This is a genomic window from Bartonella pachyuromydis (assembly GCF_039543065.1).
Taxonomy (GTDB): domain Bacteria; phylum Pseudomonadota; class Alphaproteobacteria; order Rhizobiales; family Rhizobiaceae; genus Bartonella; species Bartonella pachyuromydis.
Map to the genome: position 1 here is coordinate 39,535 of NZ_BAABJA010000002.1, position 21,855 is coordinate 61,389.

General features: G+C 35.9%; 17 protein-coding genes and 1 pseudogene. 3 read left to right on the forward strand and 15 right to left on the reverse strand.

The genetic code is table 11. The annotated features are described in order from the left end of the window. Positions 1–408 precede the first annotated feature (408 nt). The 12 genes and pseudogenes from ABD917_RS02040 to ABD917_RS02095 form a co-directional block, all read right to left on the reverse strand. Positions 409–1,269 (reverse strand): phytoene/squalene synthase family protein, encoded by an 861-nt coding sequence (locus ABD917_RS02040; RefSeq protein ID WP_345118430.1) that lies wholly within the window; start codon positions 1,267–1,269, stop codon positions 409–411. Between the two features lie 385 nt (positions 1,270–1,654). Further along, positions 1,655–2,120, reverse strand: a pseudogene (locus tag ABD917_RS02045) (SMI1/KNR4 family protein). Positions 2,121–2,730: 610 nt separating this feature from the next. Further along, positions 2,731–3,117 (reverse strand): Mth938-like domain-containing protein, encoded by a 387-nt coding sequence (locus ABD917_RS02050; RefSeq protein WP_345118431.1) that lies wholly within the window; start codon positions 3,115–3,117, stop codon positions 2,731–2,733. 564 nt (positions 3,118–3,681) lie between these two features. Then, positions 3,682–4,128, reverse strand: a complete 447-nt coding sequence (yajC, locus tag ABD917_RS02055) for a preprotein translocase subunit YajC (RefSeq protein WP_345118432.1) — start codon at positions 4,126–4,128, stop codon at positions 3,682–3,684. Between the two features lie 381 nt (positions 4,129–4,509). Next, positions 4,510–5,682, reverse strand: coding sequence for a peptidoglycan DD-metalloendopeptidase family protein (locus ABD917_RS02060; RefSeq protein WP_345118433.1), 1,173 nt, complete (start codon positions 5,680–5,682; stop codon positions 4,510–4,512). 171 nt (positions 5,683–5,853) lie between these two features. Beyond that, the gene (locus tag ABD917_RS02065; RefSeq protein WP_345118434.1) at positions 5,854–6,513 is read right to left on the reverse strand and encodes a protein-L-isoaspartate(D-aspartate) O-methyltransferase; all 660 of its coding nucleotides are present in this window, start codon (positions 6,511–6,513) and stop codon (positions 5,854–5,856) included. A 132-nt stretch (positions 6,514–6,645) separates the two neighbouring features. Then, a complete protein-coding gene (serS, locus tag ABD917_RS02070; protein ID WP_345118435.1) occupies positions 6,646–7,923 on the reverse strand; it encodes a serine--tRNA ligase in 1,278 nt (425 codons plus the stop codon). Positions 7,924–7,983: 60 nt separating this feature from the next. After that, the gene (tatC, locus tag ABD917_RS02075) at positions 7,984–8,766 is read right to left on the reverse strand and encodes a twin-arginine translocase subunit TatC (RefSeq protein ID WP_345118436.1); all 783 of its coding nucleotides are present in this window, start codon (positions 8,764–8,766) and stop codon (positions 7,984–7,986) included. Further along, on the reverse strand, positions 8,763–9,197 hold the full coding sequence (gene tatB / locus ABD917_RS02080; protein ID WP_345118437.1) for a Sec-independent protein translocase protein TatB: 435 nt from the start codon (positions 9,195–9,197) through the stop codon (positions 8,763–8,765). The genes tatC and tatB overlap by 4 nt, the downstream gene beginning before the upstream one ends. Before the next feature lie 53 nt (positions 9,198–9,250). Then, positions 9,251–9,565 carry a twin-arginine translocase TatA/TatE family subunit gene (tatA, locus tag ABD917_RS02085; RefSeq protein ID WP_345118438.1) on the reverse strand — a complete coding sequence of 105 codons (315 nt, stop codon included), beginning with the start codon at positions 9,563–9,565 and terminating at the stop codon, positions 9,251–9,253. A 241-nt stretch (positions 9,566–9,806) separates the two neighbouring features. After that, entirely contained in the window at positions 9,807–9,956 is a 150-nt protein-coding gene (locus ABD917_RS02090) for a hypothetical protein (protein WP_345118439.1), read from the reverse strand. 263 nt (positions 9,957–10,219) lie between these two features. Next, complete coding sequence (locus ABD917_RS02095) at positions 10,220–10,360, reverse strand: hypothetical protein (RefSeq protein WP_345118440.1); 141 nt, start codon at positions 10,358–10,360, stop codon at positions 10,220–10,222. Positions 10,361–11,346: 986 nt separating this feature from the next. On the opposite strand from ABD917_RS02095, the gene ABD917_RS02100 reads away from it, so the two are divergent. From ABD917_RS02100 to pgsA, 3 genes are all read left to right on the forward strand, one after another. Further along, entirely contained in the window at positions 11,347–12,210 is an 864-nt protein-coding gene (locus ABD917_RS02100; protein ID WP_345118441.1) for a 23S rRNA (adenine(2030)-N(6))-methyltransferase RlmJ, read from the forward strand. A gap of 391 nt (positions 12,211–12,601) precedes the next feature. Continuing rightward, positions 12,602–14,587: an excinuclease ABC subunit UvrC gene (gene uvrC, locus ABD917_RS02105; protein WP_345118442.1), complete on the forward strand. Its 1,986-nt coding sequence runs from the start codon at positions 12,602–12,604 to the stop codon at positions 14,585–14,587. Between the two features lie 73 nt (positions 14,588–14,660). Continuing rightward, positions 14,661–15,242: a CDP-diacylglycerol--glycerol-3-phosphate 3-phosphatidyltransferase gene (pgsA, locus tag ABD917_RS02110; protein WP_345118443.1), complete on the forward strand. Its 582-nt coding sequence runs from the start codon at positions 14,661–14,663 to the stop codon at positions 15,240–15,242. A 101-nt stretch (positions 15,243–15,343) separates the two neighbouring features. Here pgsA and ndk read toward each other — a convergent pair whose 3' ends face one another. From ndk to bafA (ABD917_RS02125), 3 genes are all read right to left on the reverse strand, one after another. Continuing rightward, positions 15,344–15,766, reverse strand: a complete 423-nt coding sequence (ndk, locus tag ABD917_RS02115) for a nucleoside-diphosphate kinase (protein WP_345118444.1) — start codon at positions 15,764–15,766, stop codon at positions 15,344–15,346. 393 nt (positions 15,767–16,159) lie between these two features. After that, positions 16,160–18,739: a BafA family autotransporter gene (gene bafA, locus ABD917_RS02120; RefSeq protein ID WP_345118625.1), complete on the reverse strand. Its 2,580-nt coding sequence runs from the start codon at positions 18,737–18,739 to the stop codon at positions 16,160–16,162. Positions 18,740–19,129: 390 nt separating this feature from the next. Next, positions 19,130–21,694, reverse strand: coding sequence for a BafA family autotransporter (bafA, locus tag ABD917_RS02125; RefSeq protein WP_345118445.1), 2,565 nt, complete (start codon positions 21,692–21,694; stop codon positions 19,130–19,132). Between the last annotated feature and the right edge of the window lie 161 nt (positions 21,695–21,855).

Here is a 21,855-nt window from a genome sequence, read left to right on the forward strand (position 1 = left end):
TAATATAATCTCATCAGAAAAATCATCTTTTATTGGAAAATGATATATCAGTTCTATATTTTACTGTTGAGTAACAAAATTTCAATCTCAAATGTCCGTTTTGAAGAAGCTTCTCTCAAAGCTAGAAAATGAGCTTATGTATTGTATAAACTTCATCTTACCTTTTGTGTTTTTTACATTATCTGCTGATATACAGCACTAAAAAATGAACAAAAAACAAAGGGAATATATGCCATCTCCAACTTTATAAATCTCATTTTCATAAATCTCATTTCTCATTGTTTGAATGAGAATCATTATCAAGGCATGAGTAGCAAGATAGTATAAAAACAATTTGTATTCATAATATATAGTATTTTCAATAGATTTATTGTTTCTACTGCTTTTGAAGAATATTCCTTTTACCCTCTACAATATTTGGGGGAAATTACCGCTTATTGCTGTCCATGTTATCATCCAATAGCGATGGATCAATGGCAAAGTTGCGCTTTCTTGAAAAACTGCAGATCCCAACTGCTGCGCTCTTTGAAGAGATGCTGGTATAATTGCCAATGGAAGAAATGCTGGTTTAAGCATTTTAGGCAAAGTATGAGAATGTTCATAAAATTTTGTATAATGATCTCGCGATAACGCTACCATAGCTTCAATAATATGGCATTTCTGTTTATTACTGACACGATGAGACTCTAAATCTCCCCTCTCCACTCCTACAGCCTTTAGTACATCAGAAGGTAAATAATAATGATATCGTGATTGCATGAATGATAAAAGCCGCAACACACCACTTAGTCCTTGTGCAATTCCTCCATGTTCACAGACATTTATAAAATCTTTTGCTACACTAGGTGCCAATATCTGACAAGAAAGCTGTAAAATAATATTCGCTGTTTCACCCCAATAAAACTCAAGATCATGCAGAGTCTCTATCGGATTGTGGTAAAGATCTAAAATCTGCGCATCACAGTAACGTAAAAAAGCTGTTTTAGGTAAATCAAAAAGAGTCATTGCAGCAAGCAAATCATCCAAAATCGGATTATTTTTACTCTTTTGCATTTCACCATGAGCAAGAGCATCATACCACCAACGTAATCGTATCTCACCGATAAGCGGATCATGTACGATTTCACGAATACGAGAAACTTCTACATTAAAAGCGTAAAGAGCAGCTAATGCTCTGCGTTTTTTTTTAGGCGCAAACAAAACCGATATATAGCGATCACGATCTGTGGCACGTAAAATATCAAGATAATAAGGAAGAGAATCTATCATTCTATGACACCTCTTAACTTCCTTTTTAAACAATTAATACCCTCTTTTTATTCACATTTAAAAATGATAGATAAGAAAACACACTGAGAAGAATAAATTCTTCAAATATACCTCTATAAATCTAATAAGATTTCTTTTCTGGGTATTTTTGCTAACCCAAATACATAAAGCATTTTTATCTTTTAAAAGTTGACTTTACTTTACAGCTAGGCAGCAGTAGTGAGGTTGGTAAAAAAAGCCGAAACTCTTCGCCACTTTCCCCATAATGTTTTATATCACAACCAATGCTGACAACGCGATCGGAAAGATGGTAGTGAGCAAAGGACATACCTCATCGCGATAAGCCTTCCAGCCAAGTTTTTTAAAATTTCTGTTGCATCATTGTTCACGCCTGCATAGTCCTTAATTTTTTGCATAAAAGCTCATAAAAATTACCTGTGTAATACTGGGAATCGCTAGGTGATAACTTAAGATAGAGCGGACACCCTCCATTCCGAAACTGAAAGTAATCAAAATAAAAAGTTTCTTCAAAACCAGTATCACACCCAACAAACTGTTATAACTTTGCAAAAGCTTTTTTCTATATCCGTTATATGATAATAAACAATATCATCAAGAGTACAACCCTCAAAACTTGCCTTATAAATGCTAAAAATTACCTCATAACCAATTTCTCCTCCTCCGTAATTTTTTAAAAAATTTTTGTAGGAGGATGTAAACTGCAAACCGAGAGTTTTCTCTGCTTTTTCAATCAATATATCATCAGGTGCATACTCTGCAGTACCGAAATTAATAAGATCATTATATTTATCGATTAATACTGCAACATCATCTAAAGTATAAGTTTTCATAATTTGTTCTCTGTTGAATTATTTTTTGATGTTCTCTACGCTCCTTAGCAGCTTCCTTCTTATATTCTCATCTCTACCTACCGAAAATATCTCTATCGATAAATGATTTTTGTATTTTAAGATAAATATGAATCACAAAAGTCTGTTTTTAATGGAGTGCTCTGCTAATCTGTGCTATAGAATTGTTCTGTATTTGCAACATATAATATGGTTCAATAGCGCAGCTTCTAAACTAATAAGCACTCTTCTTGTTAGCGCTTTATTGATATTTTCATCCCGTACCGTTTTCTATCTAAGAAGCAGTTCCATTATGATAAAATAAACCATCTCTCTAATAGATTTTGTTTTTCTGTTCCCAAATTGAAATGCAGTAATCACATCACTCATTTTTTCTCGTAATTGAGCAATTGCTTTCTCTACATAAAAAGCATAATGACAGCTTATAATAACGCATTGAGTGCTCACTATCCTTTCATACAGTCAAAGCCACAATGCTTTTTAACCACATATAAGATAATATTCAATTTTCTTATATAAAGAGAAGATAACGGATCAATAACTACAAAATTTCCGACTTTAAACTAATATATTGCTTCTCTTAAATAAGATATCACTCTACCGCAAACAATAATGCAGCAACTGCACGGTCTTCAGCCAACAAAACATTAAATGTACGCACAGCTGCCCCCGTACTCATTGTATCTGATGAGATGCGCTTTTCCCGTAAAAGCACCCGTAATTCTTCAGGTAATCGCAATAATTCAACTCCAGTACCTATGAGTAAAACTTCAATCTCAGATGCCTCTTCTAAAATTCGAGATATATCATTTTGAGTAGGAATAGGTCCTACCATATCGATACCATAAATACCTGATGGTACACAAATAATAGACCCTCTATGGGACATATCGGCAAAACGAAATCCACCATTTCCATAAGCATCAATAGGTGCACGTCTTGGAAAATGTGCTTCACGGATTTGAATTGCATGAAACATCAAAAATACCCCTTATTTTTGATAACTTAATTGCATTTTTCCTCTCACCTCTAAAAATCAGCAAAGGATCTGTAATAAACATTGATATATTATATCATATATCCACATAGCAATACTGATGCAAAATCTTTCATATAAAATACTCTCATGACCATACAGACGGATAGTATACGGCATTTACTCAATGAGACGTTTCAATCGGTTTGTTCTTATCTTAAGTAATAGATTAAAAATCTGTTTTTAGATTTTCTAAAAAATTATTATAAGATGCTGTTAAATGCTGCATTTGTTTAAATATACTTATCAAAAAATTTATCTTAGCCCATTCACTAAAAACAACGACTTCTGCTATAGGAAACAACGTCCCTATCTAAAGGATAGAAAAATTTTCTATAATACCGCACAAATAAAATAATTACTTTCTTAATGGTCTTAATAATCCGCAGAAAACAAAAAATTACATTCGTTTATCGACCACAAAACTCCCCATAGGCCGAATATCTTTTGTACAAAACTTATTTATTTTTATAAAAAACATTGAAAATAACGTACCCTAATTACACCTTAAGATTCATTTTCCTTTGACACAGCTGTCTTCTCTTTAGAGATGCTTATATTTTCCTTTGTTTTAGTTTTAGATTTTTGTAATGTTTTTGGTTTAGGATTGAGTTTTGATTTTTTTTCCGTAACAGGTTCTCCTTTAACGCGAACATCTGTTAATGTTGAGCGGATAACGCGAATACGCATATCATCACCAATTTCAACCTCTAATTCACCACTCTCATTGTAAACTTTTGTAACCTTGCCGATAATACCACCACCCGTTATAACAGTATCACCACGACGTACAGCATCAAGCATTTCTTGGCGCTTTTTCATTTGTAAACGCTGGGGACGAATTATAAAAAAATACATAATTGCAAAAATTAAAATAAATGGGACAAAACTGACAAGTGAGGTCCCATTGGAAACACCGCTTGCAACTTGAGCATAAGCGTTAGTTATAAACATTTTTATCTCCTATAGATTAAACTTCAGGTATTTCCCACTCTATTAAAATAGATTTTTAGCTCAGAAAAAACTCTCCCAGAGGAGTTGTCATACAAAATGATAACAACACAATGTAATCATAGTTCTATAGTTAAGGAAATAATTCCTTACGAGACAGAAAGCAACGAGAAAACACCTTTAAGAAACAGATTTATTTTTCTTCTATATACCATAAACATCCTTATTAACTGGAAAATAAAGAATACAAAACAATCGCATTCCCTTCTAACAAATCAAACTGATTGCTCTTCTTAAATACATGATTTTTTCATTGAAATATTTTCTAAGAAAAGTAATTGCTTTGCTTTGAAAGCCATGCAAACCATAGACTTTTAAAATGAATTAGTTTTCTAAATATTTGGTAGGATCGACAGGTAAGGAATTCTTACGCACCTCAAAATAAACGCGCGGTGTTTTAACATTCCCTGAAATACCTGATTTAGCAATCTCATCTCCGCGCTGTATCCTTTGTCCCTTGCTCACAACAAGCTTACTGTTACATCCATAAATAGTAATAATATTGTTTTCATGTCGAATCATAACAACATTGCCTAGCTCTTTTAGCCCATCACTCGCATAAATAACAACACCATTTTCCGCTGCTTTTACCGACGAGCCTTCAGGCACAGCAATATCTATCCCTCTATTAGTTGCCGTTCCTTTTTTCTGACCAAACTGACTTAATAAACGCCCTCTTACAGGCCAACGCATCTTAGAAATTCCTGTGGCTTGCGGAGTAACAATATTATCCGTATTCGTCACTGCATTTGATGAACCAGTTTCATGATTTAATTGCATCATCTGTTTAGAAGAATTTTTCTCAATACTTAAACTGTTCATCTTTGCAGAAGAGGAAGTTGTGACAGGCGCTTTATATATGGGGGGAACCTTCTGGTACCTTGTAGAAGACGTGACTTGAGACTGACGTGAAGATTCTGCTGTTGATATTCTCCTACCATCATTATAGGTATTCGAAGTTGCTAGTGTGCCTTTTCTTGGAACCACAAGCACTTGACCAATATAAATCGAATTATTGCTTATACCATTTGCTAATTTTAATGCTTCAACACTCACTCCTATTTGCCGTGCAATGCTTAACAGTGTATCACCACTTTGAACAATATAAGAGTCTCGCCGAAAAATTGGAGAATTATCTATTTGTGAACGGGAAAGCGTTCCAAGATTGCGTGGTGGGGTCCCCATAATTTGGCTATCAGAAGACACTCCTCCTTGTTGTGGAGAATCATAGCCAATATCATCACCTGTCCATGAAACATCCCTCTGATCCACTGGTGGCAACTCAGAGCTTTGTATCATACCACCATACGGTGATGCTTGCGGATTTACAGGCACAGGTGTAGATATATTTGAACGAGATGATACTGTACGATGAGAGAAAATATTAGCAAAGCGCTGCGTACCAGAACTACACCCCGCAAAAATCATTATCATCACTAAAAAAGCTATTCTTTGAAAATAACCCCGAAAAATACTACCCAAAACCTTTAACCACATAGTTTTGCCCACTCGTCAATACTCAACTCACTCTATTAAAGCTTTTTAATATTACCTAAGAGTTAAAATTCGATATTTTATTCATAAATATCTTTATAATAAAATCAAAATGAATTTATCGTAAAAACAAAAAAGGGAAAAAGTTCGCCTAGTATCTTAAACCTAAACAAATTAAAGTATTTCCGCAGTGCCTTTAATAAAAGGTTGATAACGCACTTGAAACATTTCTAAACACTCAAATTGGCTGCCAATTTTTGTATAACGTGTCATCTTTTGTGCCCCTTCATCAGGGCCTATAGCTTGAATCAAAATCCCATTTTCAGCTAAAAGATTTAGAAATTCTTGTGGTTCATCAGAACGTGAAGGCCAAATAAGAATACGATCAAATGATCCTAAACTTGTCACTGTGCAACTTCCATCCATCTGCCGGATAACAATATTTTCAAGCCTTAAACTTTGAAATCTTTGGCATGCCAAATCAACCAATGTTTTATAACGATCAACTGTTGTAACGCGGCCACTCAGACATGCCATAAGAGCAGTACAAAAACCAGATCCTGTACCAATTTCTAAAACACGATGTTTTTTCTTCAACGATAAAGCAAAAAGAATTAAGAGCTGCTCTTCTAAACGCTCAATATATTCACCACACTCGATAGGAATAATTTTATTATCATAAGCACTGTTGAACCAAGAAGAAGCAACAAACTGTTGACGCGGAATTTTTTCCAATGCCGAAAAAAAACGAACATCATCAATTCCTTTGCTACGCATTTTTAGTACAAGACCAGCCAATTCCTCACGAAATCGTAAAATACTCTTTTGCCCCATAGCGTCATTCATTCTCCAATGAAGTGGTACCCTTACCGTACGTACAACTCATTTAAAAAAATGGCAAAACCCCATGTTTATACGTCATCATTTCTCAGCAATAAACATATATCGGTTCTCTTTTTTATAAAATTAAGCAGTAATAGAACGCACGCCCTTCATATAAGGTTGTAAAACATCTGGAACAATAATTGATCCATCAGCTTGCTGATAATTTTCAAGAACAGCGATAAGGCAACGCCCTATAGCTGTACCAGAACCATTAAGACTATGTACAAAGTGCAATATTTTATCGCCTTCTTTACGATAACGCGCATTCATGCGTCGCCCTTGAAAATCTCCACAAATTGAACAACTGGAAATTTCACGATAACATCCTTGCCCTGGAAGCCAAACTTCAATGTCATAAGTTTTACGTGCAGCAAAACCCATATCACCTGTAGAAAGAACCACCGTGCGAAAAGGCAAACCAAGACGTTTCAACACATTTTCTGCACACTCTGTCATACGTTCTAGTTCCATTAAAGACTGCTCTTCAGTAGTAATAGATACCATCTCCACCTTCCAAAACTGATGCTGACGCAACATACCACGCGTATCACGGCCTGCCGCACCTGCTTCCGAGCGAAAACAGGGAGTTAAAGAAGAAAATCGCAGTGGTAAATCTGACATTTCAAGAATTTCATTGTTTACCAAATTGGTTAACGGTACTTCTGCTGTAGAGATAAGCCATCGACCATCTGTTGTCCGAAACAGATCATCAGCAAATTTGGGCAATTGTGCTGCTCCGTAAACAATCTCATCACGAACAAGAAGAGGTGTTGAAACTTCTGTATAGCCATGCTCATCAACATGCATATCAAGCATAAATTGACCTAATGCACGTTCAAGTCGCGCCAAAGCTCCTGAAAGCACTGTAAAGCGTGTCCCTGATAAACGACTTGCGCGTTCAAAGTCCATCTGTTTAAGATTTTGACCAAGATCAAAATGCTCCTTCGGTGTAAAATCAAATGTCGGAGGCGTACTAAAATGCCGAATAACAACATTATAGCTTTCATCTCTACCTTTTGGGACATCATCCAATGGAATGTTGGGAAGTGCTGAAAGGGCCTCTTCAATAGTTTCAGTCAACTGCTTTTCTTCCACGGTCGCCGAAGAAAGAAAGATTTTAATCTCTTCAACCTCAGCTCTAAGACGTTCAGCTGTTTTTTGATCGCACGCTGCTAAAGCTTGTCCTATTTCCTTTGAAATTGCATTGCGACGCTCTTGCGCTGATTGCACTTTAGCAACATGTAACCGACGCTCAAGATCAAGTTTTATTAATCTGTCCGCTTGTGGTTCAACGCCTCTATTCTCCAGTGCTTTATCTAATTTTTCAGGGTTTTCACGAATCCACTTAATATCAAGCATCAACATTCCTCATTTGCATCGTTTCTATTCGTTTTCTACCATACAGGATATAAACTTCTCTTAAGAGACTTTTTGTCTTTTTTCTATACAGTAAGCAATTAAAATTGAAATCTCATAAAGAGCTATAGTTGGTAAAGCCACTGCAAACATAGTAAAAAAATCCGATGGCGTTACTATTGCTGCAATTATAAAAGAGATCAGAATAGCCCACTTTCTTTTTGAGACCAAACCATGAGAGGTTAAAAGTCCAACTCTCGTTAAAAGACTTGTTACAAGAGGTAATTGAAAAATCAAACCAAAAATGAGAATAAATGACGTCATAAAGCTCAAATAATCGGAAATACGAACAATAAACTCTATTCTTAAATGAATATCTGGAAGAAATTGCTGAGAAAGGCTAAACCAAAGCATAATTGGTGCTAACAAAGCATAAACAAATGCTCCTCCAATACAAAACAAAATCGGCCCACCAATGAGGAATGGCAAAAAAGCCATACGCTCATTTTTATAAAGTCCCGGTGCGATAAAACTATAAAATTGAAAAGCTGTATAGGGAAAAGATAAAATAATCGCTCCAAAAGCAGCCAGTTTCATCTTCGTTAAAAAAGTTTCCCAGACTTGTGTTGATTGTAGACGAATATTCTCAGGATTACCACCTGATATTTTCATTGCCCATTGATAAGGCCATATCAAAAAATTTAAGATATAATCTTTGACAAGAAAACACAGAATAAAAGCTATCAAAAATGCAATAATAGCAGCAATAATTCGCTGACGCAGTTCAAGCAAATGTTCTAAAAGTGGAGCCATATTGGCATCAACTTCATCCTTCTTAACATTCATAACTCACCTACTCTACTTTTGGAAATTAAAGAAGGACTTCCAGAACTATGAGCATCAACAGGTATAGTTAAATCTTCATTGGCTTTGTTTTGATCACATCCTAAAATTTCTTTTTCTGATTTATGGTGTACTGTTTTTCCATCAAAATTACTGCCGATATCCTCCACTGCATCATGAATAGGATTAAAAGTCTCTGTCAACTTACTCTTTAGATTAAGATTATTAATATCCGATAATGTCTTTTGTAAATCATCAAGCTCAACTTGTCTCATTGCATCATCAAATTGGTGACGAAATTCTTTTGCTGTTGAACGGACATAAGCTATTGCTCTTGCCATTGTCTTTAACATTTTAGGTAAATCTTTTGGTCCAACGACAACGATGAAAACAAGTAAGATCAGGAGAAATTCTGGTCCATCAATCCCAAACATCGTTTATACTCGACTTTCTCATTCAAAAATAATGTACGACTGCGATCACGTCTTTATTGTTCTATATGCTGTTTTTTAGCGACAGATGTCTTCCCTCTTTTAGAGGAAGGAGAAGCTTTTTTACGCACTGGCGTACGCTTTAACGCCAATGATTTAGATTGTTGAAGTTCAACATCTATTATTTGAGAGGTATCAACCATTTCATGCTTATCTTCGATAGCGTCCTCTTCTTCCTTCATATTTTTTTTGAAAGCTTTAATCCCCTTAGCAACATCACCCATTAATTCAGAAACCCTGCCACGTCCAAAAAGAACAAGGATAATCAACAAAATTACAATTAAATGCGTTGGTGAAAAAATATTACCCATCACTCTCTCTCTGCTTTTTAATTTGAGTACACTTGTTTATGCTCATTCTGAAGACATGCATCAAATATAATCGTATCTTACTTGTATATTTTTTTCTCCAGTTAAAGGCAATTATACACTTTTTATTGTAAACTCACTTTCTATCCTGTCTTTTCTTTTTCTGATTATATTATAAAAAACTAGATCAGTTTAAATAATAGACCGTTTCAAACAAAATGCAAAAGGCTTGAAAACTTCTTTCTTAACGCCCATAAAAGCCTATCTTGTTACAAAAAGTGTTTTCAATAACTTTTTTAGACAATATTGTAGGAACTTTATCATCAATTGTTTCATAGACAATATCTGCTACCATTGCAGCTGGTAAATTAGCTAAATTTTGAACAAGCATCATAAAATCGTGTTTTTCTAAAATATCAAACGCGATGTAGAAAAAGCCATGAGCAACGGTATTTTAACGACCTTTTCATCACAAATTGGCCCCTTGAACATGGTAGGTTCGTCTGACAAACAAATACTAAACCCCTTCAACGAGGATAAATATATATTCACATCTTGTAATAATATGCGTATCAGAAAGTGCTTATCCATATCCGAGAACATGTTTCATCACCAGTAACCCACCCTTATCAATAAGGCCTTAAATCACCATATATCCTAAAGCTGTAACTGTTTTTTCTGCGCGTAAGTACCTGTTTCAATAATATCATGTGCTCCTCTTATAGGAAGATATAAAATAAGAAAGCGATTAGCATTGATGCTCAATTTTACTGAATCAAAAGCATGAAGTCGAGACATCCCCAGAGAGCACAAATTTCTATCTCTTGATCCTTTTTATGCAGTTTCTCCAATGTTGTAACAGCTGTATAGTGTAGTAACAGAGATAGAAACAAAGGTCGTACTCTTTCCCCTCCTAATCAATAAAAATATCATCAGATTTACTCACCTCACGTAAAGAAGCAGTAAACACCTTAACATCATGTTCCGTCCTTACATTGCGGGCGAATAGAATAAAAGCCTAAGGCTTATGTTTCATAATGAACGCTTTTTTACAATAACACCGGAAATATCAATAATCATGTTTTTTTCGAACATTATCGCAATAATTTAGTATTATTTTGATCAAGAGTTTCTCGTTTTATTAACACTTCTCATCTATCCTATGTTAATTTTTTTAAGCTGTATTTCAATATTATACATAACTTGATCATTTCATATATAAACGTGAAATTTGTACTCTCACTCAATTAAATGTTGGCAGAAGAAATTCTCTACACACCATAATCATAATTTTGCTGTTTTTTTTCAAAATACTATAGCAACTTTATCAAAGCACGTTATTAGTCTTTTTATCAGGTATCTTAAGTGTATCAATTCTAAACTTGTTGATAAGCTCGTTGCTCAACGTAAAAGCTTATTTTTACAATTTTGGTGATTTTTGTTATTGCTTCAACTAGCTTGTCTTTTTTATGATTTTTTTAAGACATCAATAATTAAAAAACTCCTTCACAAAAATAAAGAATAAATGATTTAAATCCGTTCTTTCTTCGTGTCTATGTTCTTATAAAAGATGCAAAATGCTGATTATTTATCTCGTTCATACAAATTTTGTGAATCACTTAAATATAGCAAATAATTATAAAACCATGACATCAGTATTTTATCACGAAATCTATACACTTTTGTAATTGTTTGATCTCTACAAAAAAAATTGTTGAGATAAAACTATTATCCTGTGTTAATAGAGAAATTGAGTAAGCAGTTATATATGGTAGAATTTATTCATGAATTATCGGCATATTTATCATGCTGGCAATTTTGCTGATATCTTTAAACACATTATTGTCACCCGCATTGTAGAATATCTTAAACGCAAAGAAAAAGCTTTTCGAGTTATAGATACGCATGCTGGAATTGGCATATATGATCTCTCTTCTTTAGAGGCATATAAAACTGGAGAGTGGCGTGAAGGTGTCCAACGAATTTTTTCAGCCCCTATTCCAGAAGATTTAAAAACACTCCTTTCTCCATGGTGTAATATTATTGATTTACTTAATGACGGAGAAAAAGAACTCCTCTTCTATCCTGGTTCTCCTGTTGTTATTCGTCAATTATTACGTAAACAAGACCGACTGACCGCAATTGAACTCCATGATGAAGATTATCGTATTTTAGCAAAAAATTTTGCTGGTGATTATCAAACAAAAGTTCTGCATTTAGATGGTTGGCTTTCTTTAAATGCGCACCTGCCTCCAAAAGAAAAGCGAGGATTGATCCTTGTTGATCCTCCTTTTGAAAAAACTGGTGAATTTTCCCGTCTTATTGATGGATTGATGAAAGCATATCGTCGCTTTCCTAGAGGAATTTATGCTCTATGGTATCCTGTTAAATATGACAGAGAAATTGATAATTTTCTTCATGCACTTTATCAAACAGGAATCCCCCAAATTTTACAACTCGAAATGCGTGTTCGAAAAAGTTCAATACCACCCACAATGAATGGAAGTGGGATCATTCTTATCAATCCTCCCTATCTTTTGGAAGAAGAAATGAAAAAACTAACTCCTTTTCTTCTTCATCGTCTTGGACAAGATAAATATGCGAGGATAATTCATCAATGGATCCAAAAAGAACATTCATTATGTTAGATTTTCATTTAAATTCCGTTTTAAGTCAAAATTTTCTTGATAAAAATCGAAATTTTTGCGTTGCTTAGAAAGATTGTAATATTAAGGATCTTGGTTTTATAGACCTTTTAAACTATTTTATTTCTTAATACACGTTATCGTTAGCAGTGAAAATTTTATTTTTTAAGACAGGATTTGCTTTCATATAAACTTGCATTACTGATGAAGAATGTTGGTGAACTTGCAGAACTGTTTTTAGAAACTAGCCTCAATTTTTTGAAGAGTAATCACTCCCAAATTAAACGATCTCATGTCATAATTATAGAAAAATGGCGAGTATTACATAAATAATAGGCTTTGATAAATAAAAACATTTTATAAGATCAACATAAAATGCTTTCGGATAAACTGAATGATTCTAAAAAATAATACAGCTTGTCCTAAAAATGAAAGAGAAAATCTCTTTTTTCTCTCGCCCATTATATGGGACAATGCCAATCAAGAAAATGATAAAAGTCAATTTAAAGGTGCCAAACTTATACAAGAATTTGTCAAATATCTTCCGCATAAGCCAGGGGTTTATCGGATGGTTGATGATAATGGCGATGTTCTCTATGTTGGTAAAGCACGTAATCTTAAAAAACGCGTTTCAAACTACACGCGTGAACAAGGGCATAACAACCGTATTTCCAGAATGATTCGTGCAACATATCATATGGAATTTGTCGTCACCCATACGGAAACAGAAGCACTCCTTTTAGAAGCTAACCTTATTAAAAGATTACATCCACGTTTTAATGTGTTATTGCGTGACGATAAAAGTTTTCCTTATATTATTATCACTGATGATCACCACGCGCCTGCACTTTACAAACATCGTGGTGCCCGAACAAGAAAAGCCCATTATTTTGGTCCTTTTGCTTCTCCAAGTGCAGTGACACAAACAATCAATGTTTTACAACGTGCTTTTTTACTACGAACTTGTAGCGATTCAGTTTTTGAAAACCGTACGCGCCCCTGTTTACTTTATCAAATTAAGCGATGTTCTGCGCCTTGCACAAATGAAATTAGTGAAAGTGATTACACAGAACTCGTAAGAGAAGCAAAAGCTTTTCTTTCAGGAAAAAGCCAATCTGTTAAAAGTGATATGGTTAAAGCTATGCATCAAGCTGCAGAAAACCTTAACTTTGAACAAGCAGCTTCCTATCGAGATCGCTTGTCGGCTCTCTCTCACATACAAAGCCATCAGGGTATTAACCCTCAAACGATACAAGAAGCTGATGTCTTTGCAATTGCGCAGCGAGAAGGAGTGACTTGCATACAGGTGTTTTTTTTCCGCATGGGACAAAATTGGGGAAACCGGGCCTATTTTCCTAAAGCAGATCCATCTTTTTCTCGTAGTGAAATTTTAGCGAGTTTTCTTGCTCAATTCTACGATGATAAGCCACTTCCAAAACTTATTCTTTTATCTGAAGCTATCGAAGAACAGATACTTCTTACAGAGGCATTCAGTCTAAAAGCAAATCGTAAAATACTTCTCTCTTTACCCAAACAAGGTGAACGAAAAACTCTTGTTAATCATGCTTTTATCAACGCTCATGAAGCACTTGGACGCAGACTTGCTGAAACAGCTACACATACAAAATTGCTTCAAGGGCTTGCTGAAATATTCCAAATGTCTCATACTCCACGCCGGATAGAAGTCTACGACAATTCCCATATTATGGGGACTAATGCGGTAGGTGCAATGATTGTTGCAGATCATAGAGGATTTATTAAAAATCAATATCGCAAATTCAATATTCGCTCGACTAATATCACTCTTGGTGACGATTTTGGTATGATGAAAGAAGTTATTAAACGAAGATTTTCACGTCTTATCAAAGAGCATGATCTGCCTCATACATGCAATACTGTAAAAGAGAAAAGCGATGATTTCGTTCCTGTCTGGCCTGATCTTATTCTGATTGATGGTGGTGAAGGACAAATTAATAGCGTACATACAATACTCTCTGAATTAAAAATAAACGACCTCATCACAGTTGTTGGAATAGCTAAAGGTGTTGACCGTAACGCGGGATGTGAGCGTTTTTTTATCAAGGGTAAAACACCCTTTACACTACCCCCACGTGATCCTATCCTTTATTTTTTACAACGTCTACGCGACGAAGCACACCGTTTTGCAATTGGAATACACAGAGAAAAACGAAAAAGAGCAACATTCAAAAACCCACTTGATGAAATTGAAAATATTGGTCCAACAAGAAAGCGTGCATTGCTGCATCATTTTGGAAGTGCCAAAGCTGTGGCCGGTGCTTCACTCGAAGATTTAACAAAAGTGATAGGAATTTCTGCCACCATTGCCAAAAAAATTCATAACTATTTTAATGAAAAATAAGCTTGTTTCATAATATTTGCCTTGTTACGTTTATATAATAAGTCATATCCTACAAAGAATTGAAAATTACTCTATGAAAAATCATACTTTTTCTTTTCCAAATATTCTCACTTATGCACGGATCATCGCGGTGCCAATGGTTGTTGCTTGCTTTTTTTTAGAAGGACGACTGCAATCAAGTGATATTGCACGTTGGATTGCTGTTTCTATTTTTATTATGGCCTCTATTACTGACTTTCTTGATGGCTATCTTGCTCGTATTTGGGAACAGACATCCAATATTGGTCGCATGTTAGACCCCATTGCGGATAAGCTTCTCGTTTCTGCCTGTTTGCTATTGCTAGCCGCAGATAGCACGATTGCTGGATGGACATTATGGGCAGCTATTATTATTCTTTGTCGAGAAATTCTTGTATCCGGATTACGTGAATACTTGGCGGAATTGAAGGTGAGTGTTCCTGTTTCTCGTCTTGCAAAATGGAAAACTTTTGTACAAATGATAGCTATCGTTCTTCTCCTAGCAGGACCAGCTGGTAATAAAATTCTCCCCTACACAGTAGAATTTGGTATTACTATGTTGTGGATTTCTGCTCTTCTTACGTTGTGGACAGGATGGGATTATTTTCGTGCGGGCTTAAAACACGTTATCACATAAAAATTGCAAGCACCACATCAATTTAAAAAATCTATAAACCTCATAAGGAAAATCCTGAAACAGTATATTGCAGGATTTTCCATTTTTTATATATGATTTTATTAACCAACGATTTCCAACTCTGAAAACCAAAAAGCAATTTCTACTTTCGCTGTTTCAGGACTATCTGAACCATGAACAGAATTTTCGCCAATTGACAAAGCATGGATTTTGCGAATTGTCCCATCTTGTGCATCCGCAGGGTTTGTAGCGCCCATTACTTCACGGTTTTTAGCTATTGCATTTTCACCTTCTAAAACTTGTACAACTGTTGGACCAGAAGACATAAACTCAACCAATTCGCTAAAAAATGGGCGTTCCCTATGAACAGCATAAAATCCTTCCGCTTCACGCCGGCTCATCCACACACGTTTAGATGCAACAACACGCAATCCTGCATCTTCAAGCATTTTGGTAATTGTCCCTGTCAAATTACGACGCGTTGCATCTGGTTTAATCATAGAAAAAGTACGTTCTACAGCCATTTGATCACCTTTATATAACATTATCTGGCTGTTCTATAACGAGCAAGAAGCTCTTTGCCAAGGGACTGTGAAAGAATCTCCATAGCAAATTTTAAAAACATGCATTGGCTTGTATGAATTTTAGTCAATAATAGACATGTTCGTGATCACTGATTTCTTATAAACAGTACCACTGCTTTTCTTATCATTTTGGATTGTTTGCATCATCTTAAATGCTTCTCTCTAAAATTATCATTGAATAGGGGAGAAAATACAAGAAAAACAATACACAGAAAAAACATATGGACTTTATCAAAAGATCAATCTCTTTGAAAGATGGTACCCTCAACACCGCACATCTCGCTCCCTCCCCACATACACATGGAAAGAAAAATCTAAAAAATAAGCAGAAATTTAGAAGCTATAACGCACCCCTAAAATGCCCTGAAGGGACTGGTTCGTCTTACGTCCTTTGACATAATGAGCCTCTGCATAAAGCTTTAATTGATCTCTTAATAAACTGCTTAAACCAATTCCTAACTTACCTGCATTGCCTGATAAATCCGTGGTAAATTGGTGCTGTTGATTAATTGTCGTGTGGTTGTCGTCTTTATACTCGCGCAACCAAGATGCCGTAATGTACGCTAGAGAGGAACCTGCTGTCATCGTTCCAAATTCATATCCCAAGGATAGACCAACCTCACTGCGAAGTGATGTGAAGGGTTTGATATCACCCATCATTTCATTCGAAAGTTTGATTTCTTGGCCTTTAACTTGCAACCACGTGAATTGCCCATAAGGCTGTAACCAACTGTACTGAGACAGTTTAAGACGATAACCCGTTTCAAATGATGTCCCCACTGCCCACTGATCATAATTTCCCTCAATTGCTATACCATTCGTTGAAACAGCTTTCAGACTATTTTGATAACGATTATATTTAACAAGACCATCTAGATACCATCCACTATGATCAGAATAAGTGACATAACCTCCAATGCCATAAGTATTGATGCCACTCACACCACCACGTGCATGCTCAATATTTGCTCGATCATAGCTGCCGAAACCACCGATATAAATATCCCCATTCTCCCATTCATTTAAACCATTGAGACCTAGCACTATTCCTGTTTGCTCAAGTTTAAAATCTATATGCTTTGCTGCAATGTTTTCTTTGCTTTTAATGGCATATGTCCAGAAGCTCGCATTTTTTTGATTTCTGTCTAAATCGCCTCTTCCCGCACGTATCGTTTGCAACTCATTATGAAAAATAACTGCTGGAGACACAGACATAGACAACACGGCATCGGTAGAGGGAGAGGTCAAGAAACGAGGCTTTGATATTTCCTCACGCGTTTGGGCAGCAGCTTGCTCCTGAACAGTTGGACGCAAAGCCATTTGATCCGTTGTCAACGAAGCATCTGCTGAAACACCAACCTGTTGTTGTTCAGATGAAAGATGAGAGTGACTTGCTGGAGGTAACGTCACACTAGCCTGATTTTCTGAAGATGAAGATACTGAAAGGCCTGAAGTACTCTGCGCATCTTTTAAATGGCGCGGAGGACGTTGACGAGATACCTGTCTGTTACCAAGCTTTTTCCCCCGAGAAGAAGATCCTCGGTGAGATCCTTTCCCCGTATCAGTAGATAAAGAACTTGAAAAAGTCGTAACCTTTTGTTTCTTGTTTTTATTTCCACACTGTATTCCAGTATTCGAACTTTCTGGACTTTCAGTACTTAAACCTAAATACCAAATTGTGAAATCACCACTAGAATGAGCACATCTCTCTCTCTTCTGCAAAGTATACATATAAGCACCACCATCAACAGATTCTATTACAGTGCCAACACGGTCTTCCAGAGTGAAATTAGCGTCTCCATTTCTAACGGTAATTAAATTGGTTCCACTCGTTAAACCATTCTTTTGTGAGAGAGTACTTGTAATTTCCCGACCAGAATCGGTAACACTTATTTTGTGATTACCTGTACCTTCATCAATCGACAAGTAATCGCTGCCACCTGTAGTATTTATATTGAACTGGAAATGTAAACTCCCTGAAAGCCTTTCAACACGAAGTGAAATATGTCGTGGATCATATGGAATAGAATTAAAAATCACGGTTCCATCATTACCACCTAAATCCTTAATTGCAATCTGCGGTTTTTCTCCGATATTCCGCTCTCCAACCTCAAATATTATTTCATCAGGTCTTTTCTGTACATGAATTATTTTTTTAGTAGTATGATTTGTCCTATCACCAGCAAACAAATAAAGTTTTCCGCCACTATTGACTCTTACTTCTCCTGTTACGTTCTGTGCACCAACATGCAGCCACGAGCTGGCAAAGTCGCTAATCGTTAAACTATTTATATATCCATGGGGATATACGACCTGAATAGCTCGATCCTTCAAGATAGTACCAAACGATTCTCCTCCTGCTAAAACATGTTGCCTACCATTTCCCAAAATCTCAGCATACATTGATTTTCCTCCTTCTTTTCTTTGTCCCATGTAAAGATTTTGTTCTCCATCGCTTTCCACTTTTGTATACCAAGCCCATGCGCTATCATATATGTTCTGCTGTCCAACTCGCCCATTACTACCAGTAACTGTGGTATTATATGCACTGCTTGGTTTCTCTACATTTTTAAGATCAAGATTTTTTTCTTCATGAACAAACTGCTGACCACCGTAGATTTTAGTTTGCATCGCAATTCCACCACGTGTAACTATCTGCATTCCCTCTTCTTCAATAGTAGCATCTACAGAAGTTGCTCCATTCTCAACAACCTCAACACTGCCATCTCCAATCACAATCTTGCTGCTAACAAGAGTAGTAATCAGTACAGAGCCTTTTGGTACTGTCCCCCCTACCGTTATACTTTCCATATTCGTTAGCTCTTCATTCTTTCTCTCAGTTGCACTTGCAGATTGCCCAAGACAAGTGCTGATCAATAATAGCGAAAAACTCAATCTGTATTTATTATACATCATTCACACTCCATTCTAAACCATTAGAAAATACTCTGCTATCGCGGTGATAGTCCACTTTAGAATGTATCATAATGTGTTTTATTTATGTCTAAATACAATTTATTAGTGTATATTTTGTATATAGCGACCATAAGTTGTACATATGTGAATCACATAAAGACTCTTTGTATCTAAGGCTGTATAGTTTCACAAAATGCAAATTATGCCCTGAATGGAAGGGCATAATGTAACAGTTCTCATCATTGATAAAGCAAATGATTTTATTTTTGAGTAAAAGGCAAGATCATCATTGTCTTTACATTTACAAAAAATCTCGCTGAACATTGAAATTTTTAACTTACAAAACAATCCCACTTCTCAAGCTAATTGGGAGCGTAAACACATATTTTAAAAACTATAGCGTAATCCCACAATACCTTGAAGTGACTGTTTTATCTTATGTCCTTTCAGATAATGTGCCTCCGCATAAAGCGTTAATTTATCATTAACCAAACTGTTCACACCAATTCCAAGCTTACCCGCATTTCCTGACAAGTCTGTGATAAATTTATGCCGATTATTAATTGTCGTATGGTTATTATTTACATTCTCACGTAACCAAGCGGCCATAATATAGGCTGTTAATGAAGTTTCTGCACTCACAATAAATTTATGCCCTGCCGTTAGCCCAACTTCACTACGCAATGAAGTTGAAGGACTTATATCAGCTTTCATTCCATTAGAAAGCGTAATTTTTTTGCCTTCAACCTGCAAACCTATTAGTTTGATATAAGGTTGCATCCAAGTATTTTGTGCTGGCTCAAAACGACAGCCTATTTCAAATGATCCACCTATTGCCCATTGATTATAATCACTTTGAACAACTACACCATTTGTTGAAATGGCTTTTAGATTATCTCGGTAATAATTATACTTCAAAACACCATCTAAATACCATCTATGATGATCAAAATACGTTACGTAAGCGCCAATGCTATAAGTGTTTAGATTGCTATCACCGCCTCGTTTATGTGTAACACGTGCTTGATCATAACTGCCAAAACCACCAACATATAAATCTCCATGTGTGAGTTCGTTTAACAGATCACCACCAAACACGAAACCTGTCTGCTCAAGCTTAAAATTTGTATGACCCGTGGCAACACGTTCTCTACTCTTAATCACATAAGCCCATAAATCTGTATCTTTTCTTTTTTGATCTAAAAGCCCTCTCGTCGTACGCACAATTTCCAGCTCATTGTTAAAAATCAGTCCAGGAGCTACTACTGTAGAGAGCACTGCATCAACTGAAGGCGTTGTTGATGAACCAGGAGATAATGAATCTGTTGGATCCGGAAGTGAAGGGTCTGGTCCACTCACCCGATTAGCAGACAAAAACCAAGTTTTGCCATTTTCATCCTTCCTCTGTTTCAAATCATATATATAGGTTCCCCCATCAACAGCATGAATTTCTTCACCAGAGAGATCTGTCAGAGAAAAATGTGAGCCACCGCTTTGATCCATAATTAAATCACGCTTATTTGAAAAAGGATCGGTGATTTCCACTCCAGAATCCGCAACACTTATTGTGTGAGTACCTTTACCATTCTCAATGAGAAGATAATCGCCTCGATTATGTGCAATTGTGGTATTAAATGCGAAATGTAGGCTACCCGAAAGATTATTAACATGAAGTTGTGAGTAATAAGGATCAGAACCAGTAAAGGTAAAAATAACGCTCCCCTCACCAGTTAATTTCTCAATCAAAGAGCTTTTGCCATCAAACTCATCCGTGATAGCGTACAGCTTTGTATCTTTTCCATTTAAAACAATATCTTCTACTGTGGTATGATGCTGATCATTTCCAGCATAAAGGTAAAGTTGTCCAGAATGATTTACTAGGGTTTTACCTTCTAATGTTGCCCCAGCATGTACAAATGATTTTGCTTCATTATTTACTGTCAGACTTTTTACAGATCCATGAGCATATATTTCTTGAATGGCCGTCTCATTTAAAACGACACCAACAGCTTTTCCTCCTTCTAAGACTCGCTGTTTACCACCACCGAGAATTTGTATATTAAATGCAGTACCACCATTTTTTGCATTTTGAGATTTTTTTGCAATCTCTTGTATGCCACCTCTCATAACTTTGGTATTCCAAGTTATTCCCCCATCATAGACCTTTTGTTGCCCCAATGTCTCGCCTTGACCATAAATGACCGTATTAGAAGCACTACTCTCCTTAATTTGTCCACCAACATCCCCCTCTCCAAAAACGAGCTGCTCACCTCCATAAATTTTAGTCCCCTCTACTTTTCCTCCATTCTCAACACTTTGCCGCCCTCCTTCTTTAATGACAGCATTTTTTGAAAAGCCTTGTTTTCCCTTTAAAGCCTGAACATTTTCAGTTCCGCCATGCTCAATATTGCTATTCTCACTAATACCTCCCGCATAAACATAAATCTCTGCACCATTTTTTACCGTATTATTGATAGACCGCCCTGGATCATCTTTTATACCATCATTCGAAATATAAGCTTTGCCATCATTATCGAGTACAAAATTTTCCAAAAGAGCTCCATCCCTTATAAAGATAAGCTCAGGATTTTTAAGCATTGCAATATTGCTCCCTTGCACATTCTGTCCAGCATTGATATCATTATTTTTACTGAGATTTTGCAGCTTGCTAAGCAATATTTCAGTGTTTTTACTGGTAGGAATTACACTCAGCTTTTCAAAAAATCCCGTTTCATCAAAGGGCTCTACAACAACAGAGCTCCCAGATGTTCTGACTTTTATACATTCTTTTTTTCTCACATCTTCATTATAGTGGATATGAGAGATTTTTTCATTTTTATAGCTTGAAGGTTGACAAAAAAGTTGTTCCCCCCGCTCACTTGCAGCAGCCATTTTCACAAAACAACCACATACTATGAGAGCCCAACAACTTCCTTTCCACTTATTTTGCATAGTTATATCCTCCCCCCTTCACGCCTGAGCAGACATCAAGTGTAATTAGCTCTGCAAAATATATTTTCAACCTATGATTGTATTAATTCTCTTGAATATTCTCTTTATCTCTTACAAGAAACAACTCTTTATGTTTTTTAGAATGCTCTTTTTTAATTGAG